This window comes from Profundibacter sp., assembly GCF_056498605.1.
Genome location: NZ_JBSMEZ010000164.1, coordinates 1 through 7307 on the forward strand (window position 1 = coordinate 1; position 7307 = coordinate 7307).

The following is a 7307-nucleotide window of genomic DNA, read 5'->3' on the forward strand; positions in this document are numbered from 1 at the left end:
TAATTGGGGCGATAATATGAAGCTGTTGCTAATTTTGAAACAATAAAGATGCTTTCCGCATTCCTCTTCCCTTCCGCTCTGATTTTAGCACCCTATTGGGGGCAAGTTTCATCGAAAACGGGCTAAATCACCCTGTTATTCTGTAATAATCCGACTGAATTATCACCAAACCTCTGGTGCGGCTGTGAAACCTAAGCGCGAAATATTACAAACCGGCCCGATCTGGCCTGAAAAATTGAAACATAGTCGCCTTGGCCATAATTTTGCCTTGAGAAACAGCTGATTTTGTTCACCCACACGAATGGATGTGCATACACGCACACACGGTGGCGTTACCTCACAGTTCTGTGCGTTGCGGTGAGCGGGGCCAATGCCTAAATTCAACTCATCGGAAGGCACTAACGCCTCCACAGAAAAACAAACTGAACCGAAATTGGAGAACTAAAATGAAACGCATCATCCTTACAACTGCTCTGGCCCTTTCCTTTGCTGCACCTGTTTTTGCAGGCGCTGACTCTTACACAAATGCACAAAATGCCAGAATACATTTCGCTGCATCCGAAACGGGCTCTGACGGCCGCGTATATTTCGCCGAAAACAATGGCCACAGCGCCCGTGCCGCACAGATTTTTGCTGAACTGGATGCCGAAGACACTGGCACCCGTGGCCTGCCTGTTCTGGCTGGGCAATCAATCAGCATGTCGTCAAAAGGTGGTCACAACGCAGTCGCAACAGCAATATTTGCCGAACTGCGTGCAGCCGAGGATGGCCCAGACAAGTAAAACCTGCCACCACTCGCAACATCAGGAAAGGGCTCCGTATCGGGGCCCTTTTTTGTATGTTATGTTAAACCAGCGTCGCCTCGGTTGCGGCTTCTATCTGTTCACGTGTCACATCCGGGGCCAGTTCGACCACTTTTAATCCCTTGTCGGTCACATCCAGCACGCCCAGATTGGTGATGATCCGGTCGACCACGCCCTTGCCGGTTAGCGGCAGGGTGCATTCCTTCAGGATTTTGCTATCGCCGTGCTTGTTGGTGTGGTCCATCACCACCACCACGCGGCCAACACCTGCCACCAGATCCATAGCACCACCCATGCCCTTGACCAATTTTCCGGGGATCATCCAGTTGGCCAGATCGCCATTTTGGGCAACCTCCATCGCACCAAGGATCGCCATGGCGATTTTGCCACCGCGGATCATCGCAAAAGACGCAGCACTGTCGAAATAGGCGGTTTGCGGTAGCTCGGTGATGGTCTGTTTGCCCGCGTTAATCAGATCGGCGTCGATATTTTCCTCGGTCGGGAATGGCCCCATCCCCAACATGCCGTTTTCCGATTGCAGCGTCACGTTAACCCCGTCGGGGATGTAGTTGGACACCAGCGTCGGGATGCCGATGCCAAGGTTCACATACCAGCCATCTTGCAGTTCCTCTGCGGCACGCTCGGCCATTTGGTTGCGATCCCATGGCATATTCTTAACTCCCTGTTGGGTTTTCTAGGGCATAGCGGATGTCGTCTATCGACACTTCAATTTCGCTAAGCTGGTGCATCATCATCATTGATTTTGCGGTTTCAAGAACCAGCGCATTATGGGCCGAGGCGGTCTCGTTGGGGAAATTATTATCAACAAGCTCGCGGGCCACGATTATCCATTCCAGGAATTGTTTTGGAATGTCTGCTTTGCGCTGCTTGAGAGCTTCAGATAACTCTTGTTTTTTCGTCATCCCACCTCCTAAGCGGCACTAATTGTGCGTTGTTCAATGCGTTTTTCATGGTCGCCCTGAATGATCCGGTGCACATAAATCCCTGGCAGGTGGATCGCGTCGGGGTCAAGCGCGCCAACCGGCACGATCTCTTCCACCTCGACCACACAGATTTTGCCGCACATCGCGGCGGGCGGGTTAAAATTACGGGCGGTTTTGCGGAATATCAGGTTTCCGGTTGCGTCGGCTTTCCATGCCTTGACAATGGCCAGATCGGCGACAATACCACGCTCCATGATGTAGGTTTCGCCGTCGAAATCCTTGTGATCCTTGCCCTCGGCAATTACCGTGCCAACACCGGTTTTGGTGTAAAATCCGGGGATGCCAGCGCCACCGGCCCGCATCCGTTCGGCCAGCGTGCCTTGGGGGTTGAACTCCAGCTCCAATTCGCCCGACAAATATTGGCGCATGAATTCGGCGTTTTCACCCACGTAAGATGAAATCATCTTTTTGACCTGTTTGGTTTGCAGCAAAATGCCGATGCCGAAATCGTCAACGCCCGCGTTGTTGGAAGCGAATGTCAGATCCTTGGTGCCCGCGTCCCTAATGGCGTTCAGCAGCAGTTCGGGAATGCCGCACAGCCCGAAACCGCCCGCTGCGATAAACATACCGTCTTGCAACAGGCCATCCAGTGCTTCAGCCGCGGATGGGTATACTTTGTTCATGTGGAGCCCCCGAAGTTATGTCACTTGCAACGATGTGTGACGGGGGCCGCTTCAAGAGTCAATCAACGCCTTCAAGCTTTCTTGGCGGCGGGTTTCTTTTTTGCGGCCGGTTTCTTCTTGGCCGCAGGCTTCTTCTTGGGAGCGGCCTTGCGGCGCCCACCCTTTTTAGCCGCTTTCGCTGTGAGCAATTCTACCGCGATGTCCATCGTGACGTCGGCAGGTTCCACATCCTTTGGAAGGGTCGCGTTGACCTTGGCCCATTTCACATATGGTCCGTAACGCCCGTCCATTACATTGACGGGGCCGCCCTCGGTTGGGTGTTCTCCCAATTCCTTCAATGCCTTGGCGGCAGTGCGACCACGTCCACCCTTGGCCTTCTTCTCGGCGATCACCTCGACCGCGCGGTTCATGCCGATGGTGAACACCTCTTCAACATCCGGAATATTGGCGTATAGTTTCTGCTCTTTGCCGTCATCGTCAACGGTGGTGTGCATCACATAGGGGCCATAGCGCCCGATGTTGGAATGCACGGGGCCGCCATCTGGGTGGTCACCAATAAAGCGCGGCAGGCTCAGCAACGTCAGCGCTTTTTCCAGCGTCATATCCTCTTGCTGCCAGCCTTTGGGCAGGCTGGCGCGCGGTGGTTTTTTCACTTCCTCGGTTGGCTCACCACGTTGCACGTAGGGGCCAAACCGCCCTGAACGCAGGCTGATTTCATCGCCCTCGTCTGTCCCCAGAACACGATCAGCATTGGCGTCATTTTCGCCGCCGATCGGGCGGGTATAGCGGCATTCGGGGTAGTTGCCGCAGCCGACAAAACCACCGGACTTCGAGGTTTTCAAATGCAGTTTTCCGGTCCCACACAGCGGGCAAACCCGTGGGTCTGACCCGTCTTCGCGCGGTGGATAGAGTGACGGTGCAAGCACGTCGTCCAGCACATCCAGAACTTCGGAAATCCGCAACTCGCTGGTTTCCGAGATGGCCGCGGAGAAATCCTTCCAGAACCGATCCAGCACGTTTTTATAGTTGCGCTCGCCTGCGGACACATCGTCCAGTTCTTCTTCCAGATTGGCGGTGAATTCATACCCGACATATTTGCGGAAAAAGTTCAGCAGGAAGATGGTGACCATCCGCCCCTTGTCCTCGGGGAACAGGCGGTTCTTGTCTTTACGAACATACTCGCGGTCCTGAATTGTGCTAATTACCGACGCATATGTGGACGGGCGGCCAATGCCCAGTTCTTCCATGCGTTTTACCAGTGTTGCCTCGGTAAAGCGGGGGGGGGGCTGGGTGAAATGCTGCTCTGGCGTGACACTGTTTTTGCCAACGCTGTCGCCCTCGGCCACTTGCGGCAAACGCTTGTCATCATCATCGACGCCGCTGTCATCGCGGCCCTCTTCATAGACCTTCATAAAGCCGTCAAACAGCACCACCTGACCTGTGGCCCGCATCACAATCTGGCCATCAGCAGAGCCGACATCAACGGTCGTGCGCTCCATTCTGGCCTGCTCCATCTGGCTTGCCAGCGTGCGCTTCCAGATCAGATCATAGAGTTTGCGCTGATCCGCCTCGAGCCGTGACAGTTGGCCCGCGTCCACTGACATGTCGGTGGGGCGGATACATTCGTGCGCCTCTTGTGCGTTCTTGGCCTTGTTTTTATAGACCCGTGGGCTCGCCGGCACATAATCCTTACCGTAACGGGTCTCAATCTCGGCCCGCGCTGCAGTGATAGCTTCGGGGGCCATATCAATGCCATCGGTCCGCATATAGGTGATGTATCCGGCCTCATACAGCCGCTGTGCGGTGCTCATGGTCTGGCGGGCGCCAAAGCTGAATTTGCGCGACGCTTCCTGTTGCAGGGTCGAGGTCATGAACGGGGCGGACGGGTTGCGGTTGGCGGGTTTGGCCTCGACCTTTTGCACCGTCAAATCGCGGCTGTTGACGGCTTGGACAGCCAATTCAGCTGCGGTGGAATTTTCCAGATCGAATTTATCAAGCTTGTTGCCCGCAAGGTGGGTCAGGCGGGCGTCAAAACTCTGGCCGCGCGGGGTGGCCAGTTGGGCTTTCACGCTCCAGTATTCACGGGCGTTGAAGGCCTCGATCTACATCTCGCGCTCGACAATCAGGCGCAGGCATACCGATTGCACGCGCCCCGCCGATTTTGCACCGGGGAGTTTACGCCACAACACCGGCGACAGGTTGAACCCCACCAGATAATCCAGCGCACGCCGCGCCAGATAGGCCTCGACCAATGGCATGTCGACTTGGCGCGGGTTTTTCATCGCCTCGGTGACGGCGGATTTGGTGATGGCGTTGAACACCACGCGGGAAACAGGGGTATCTTTTTTGATCGCTTTGCGTTTGCGCAGCGCCTCTTCCAGATGCCAGCTTATCGCTTCACCCTCGCGGTCAGGGTCGGTTGCGAGGATCAGTTCGTTGTCGTCTTTCAGGGCGTCAACAATGGCTTTGATGTGCTTGCGGGAATCATATCCGATCTCCCATTTCATCTCGAAATCATTATCGGTATCGACCGAACCGTTCTTTGGTGGCAGGTCACGAACGTGGCCGTAACTGGCCAGAACCGTATAGTTATCCCCTAGATATTTATTGATAGTTTTGGCTTTGGCTGGGGATTCGACGACGACAACGGGCATGAAATTCCTCTCGACTCGCAAACAGATCTAATGGCGGCGCAAAAGAGAGGTGATCGGGTGGAATGTCAATGGGGTATAGAAACCGTGTTTAATGGGCGAGGGATAAAAGCCCACCAGCGGCGCGGATGATTTTACCATCCAGTTCCAGATTAAGCAGTTCGGGGGTGACCTGCTGGCTGGTCAGATCCAGATCGCGGATCAGCTGGTCTTCGGCCACGGGGCTGGGGCCAAGGCGGGCCAGAATTTCGCTGTGCAGGTTCGCGGTATCGCGCAATGTGCGGGTGGGGCGTTCTGGCATTGCGGGTTCGGTTTGCGGGACGGGATGCGCGGCCGAAATGGCCTCGATTACATCGGCGGCGGACCTGACCAATGTGGCCCCGTCGCGCAATAATGCGTTGCAGCCAAAGGCGCGGGCGTCAAACGGATGACCTGGCACGGCCAGCACATCGCGGCCCTGATCTAATGCGTCTTTGGCGGTGATCAGACTGCCGGAACGGGCGGCGGCCTCGACCACAATCACAGCTTTGGCAAGGCCTGAAATGATGCGGTTACGGCGCGGAAAATGGCGGGCTTGGGGTTGGGTGCCCATAGAGATTTCTGACAGGCGTAGGCCGAATTTTCCAATGCTATCCGTTAGTTCTGCATTCTCTTTTGGATAGATGACATCAACGCCACCTGCCTGAACCGCGATGGTGCCGCCTTTGAGGGCCGCAAGATGGGCTGCCGTGTCAATACCGCGGGCCAGTCCCGAAACCACGACAAACCCTGCCTCGTTCAGACCTTCGGCCAGTTTGCGGGCCATGCGGGTGCCCAAGGATGACGCGTTGCGCGCGCCAACCATAGCCACCATCGGTCGCGACATCAGGGTGATGTCGCCGATGGCCCAAAGGATTGGCGGGGGATCGGGGATGTCGGCAAGGGCAGATGGGTAATTGTCATCATTATAGCAGATCATTCGCGCACCTGCCGCCTGCGCCGCCTTTATTTCGGCTATCACTACCCCTTCAGGGCAAATGGTGTAGTCCTGAACACCTGCGGCGTGGGCGATTTCGGGTAGGGCCGTAAGGGCCGCACGGGCATTACCATGTTCTCCCATCAGGCGGAAAAACGTCGAAATCCCGACCCGGCGTGATCGCAATAGACGAAGCCACAACACCCGGTCTTCATTCGTCTCGGGTGGGGTGAGGGTGGGGTGAGAAGAGAATAAATCCTCGGTCATCATGGCTCCGTCTATTTGCAGGATCACTATGGGGCCAAGATGGTTAACGGTTGATTAATCGACAATATATTTCTTATTCAAGTTGTTTTGTCAGGATCAGGCAGGGCAGCATATAGGGCTCGTTCAGGGTTTGCAGCGGGACGTGCTTTATAACATCTCCGTCCCAGCCGCCTCGTCGATAAAAAGCCTGCGCACGCTGGTTTTCGGGCAGGACGTAGAGCTGTGCGTGCGTGATACCGCTGGCCGCGAGGCGTTTTTCACCGGCTTGCAGCAGCAGGTTTGCGGTGCCGGTGCCACGGGCGGCAGGGGCGACGTAGAACTGGTAAATCTCGTTCTCCATCACGGTGCAAAACCCGAGGGGTGCGCCGATAGGGCCAACCACATCGGTATCGGGCAGCATGTTTTCCATGCGGATACGCAGGCTGGCGTGGTCGCGTAAGCCTATGAGTTCACGCGGAACATGTTCCGCGTGGGCCTCAAACCAGCCGTCATGCCAGATGTCGGTCAGAGCATCTAGATCGTCAATGGTGGCTGGGCGAGTGGTGGGCAAGGTGCTGTCCTCAAGGTGGGATTTCAGGCGCTGTTTTATATCACGCAGCGCGCGGTTTCCATCCTTGATCACGCCTTGGGTCATCATTTGGGCATGAACGGCCGCAGCTGATTCAGCGCTAATGCCAAGCACGGATTTCAGCATGGTCGGGGTGCAGGTGTTGTGCATCGCCATCAGGTAACTGGCCCATGATGCGGCGCCTGTGGACACTATAACGGGGGCCGTAGCGGCCGTGGCGAGTGCGCTTGCGGGCAGGGCTGGGGCGGCGAAAAGTGCGGCGAGGCGGGTGGTGAATTGGCGTCTGTTCATCAAAGGTATATGGGGCGTGCGGTGGGTATTGCGAGCGGCTCGCAGGGAAAAAGGGCGGATTTAGGGTATATGAATTGCATATGAATTCCATATGAATCGCATATGACAATTATACGGGCTTGTGCGGCGCTTGCCCCAGCCCGCT

Annotated in this window: 6 protein-coding genes and 1 pseudogene; 1 reads left to right on the forward strand and 6 read right to left on the reverse strand. The window is 56.0% G+C overall.

Annotated features, from left to right (window positions below):
• The first annotated feature begins 446 nt into the window (after positions 1–446).
• Positions 447–782, forward strand: a complete 336-nt coding sequence (locus ACWB12_RS16560; RefSeq protein ID WP_479531208.1) for a hypothetical protein — start codon at positions 447–449, stop codon at positions 780–782.
• Positions 783–846: 64 nt separating this feature from the next.
• On the opposite strand, the gene ACWB12_RS16565 is transcribed toward ACWB12_RS16560, so the two are convergent.
• From ACWB12_RS16565 to ACWB12_RS16590, 6 genes and pseudogenes are all read right to left on the reverse strand, one after another.
• On the reverse strand, positions 847–1473 hold the full coding sequence (locus tag ACWB12_RS16565; protein WP_479531209.1) for a 3-oxoacid CoA-transferase subunit B: 627 nt from the start codon (positions 1471–1473) through the stop codon (positions 847–849).
• A 4-nt stretch (positions 1474–1477) separates the two neighbouring features.
• Positions 1478–1726, reverse strand: coding sequence for a hypothetical protein (locus tag ACWB12_RS16570; RefSeq protein WP_479531210.1), 249 nt, complete (start codon positions 1724–1726; stop codon positions 1478–1480).
• Positions 1727–1734: 8 nt separating this feature from the next.
• Positions 1735–2430, reverse strand: a complete 696-nt coding sequence (locus ACWB12_RS16575; protein WP_479531211.1) for a CoA transferase subunit A — start codon at positions 2428–2430, stop codon at positions 1735–1737.
• A 71-nt stretch (positions 2431–2501) separates the two neighbouring features.
• A pseudogene (gene topA / locus ACWB12_RS16580) lies at positions 2502–5084 on the reverse strand (type I DNA topoisomerase).
• An 88-nt stretch (positions 5085–5172) separates the two neighbouring features.
• Positions 5173–6303: a DNA-processing protein DprA gene (gene dprA, locus ACWB12_RS16585; RefSeq protein ID WP_479531212.1), complete on the reverse strand. Its 1131-nt coding sequence runs from the start codon at positions 6301–6303 to the stop codon at positions 5173–5175.
• Positions 6304–6376: 73 nt separating this feature from the next.
• Positions 6377–7162, reverse strand: a complete 786-nt coding sequence (locus ACWB12_RS16590; protein WP_479531213.1) for an N-acetyltransferase family protein — start codon at positions 7160–7162, stop codon at positions 6377–6379.
• Between the last annotated feature and the right edge of the window lie 145 nt (positions 7163–7307).

Coding starts and splice junctions, on each gene's coding strand:
- dprA (WP_479531212.1), bottom strand. CDS start 6,303: ATGACCGAGGATTTATTCTCTTCTCACCCCACCCTCACCCCACCCGAG.
- ACWB12_RS16590 (WP_479531213.1), bottom strand. CDS start 7,162: ATGAACAGACGCCAATTCACCACCCGCCTCGCCGCACTTTTCGCCGCC.
- ACWB12_RS16565 (WP_479531209.1), bottom strand. CDS start 1,473: ATGCCATGGGATCGCAACCAAATGGCCGAGCGTGCCGCAGAGGAACTG.
- ACWB12_RS16570 (WP_479531210.1), bottom strand. CDS start 1,726: ATGACGAAAAAACAAGAGTTATCTGAAGCTCTCAAGCAGCGCAAAGCA.
- ACWB12_RS16575 (WP_479531211.1), bottom strand. CDS start 2,430: ATGAACAAAGTATACCCATCCGCGGCTGAAGCACTGGATGGCCTGTTG.
- ACWB12_RS16560 (WP_479531208.1), top strand. CDS start 447: ATGAAACGCATCATCCTTACAACTGCTCTGGCCCTTTCCTTTGCTGCA.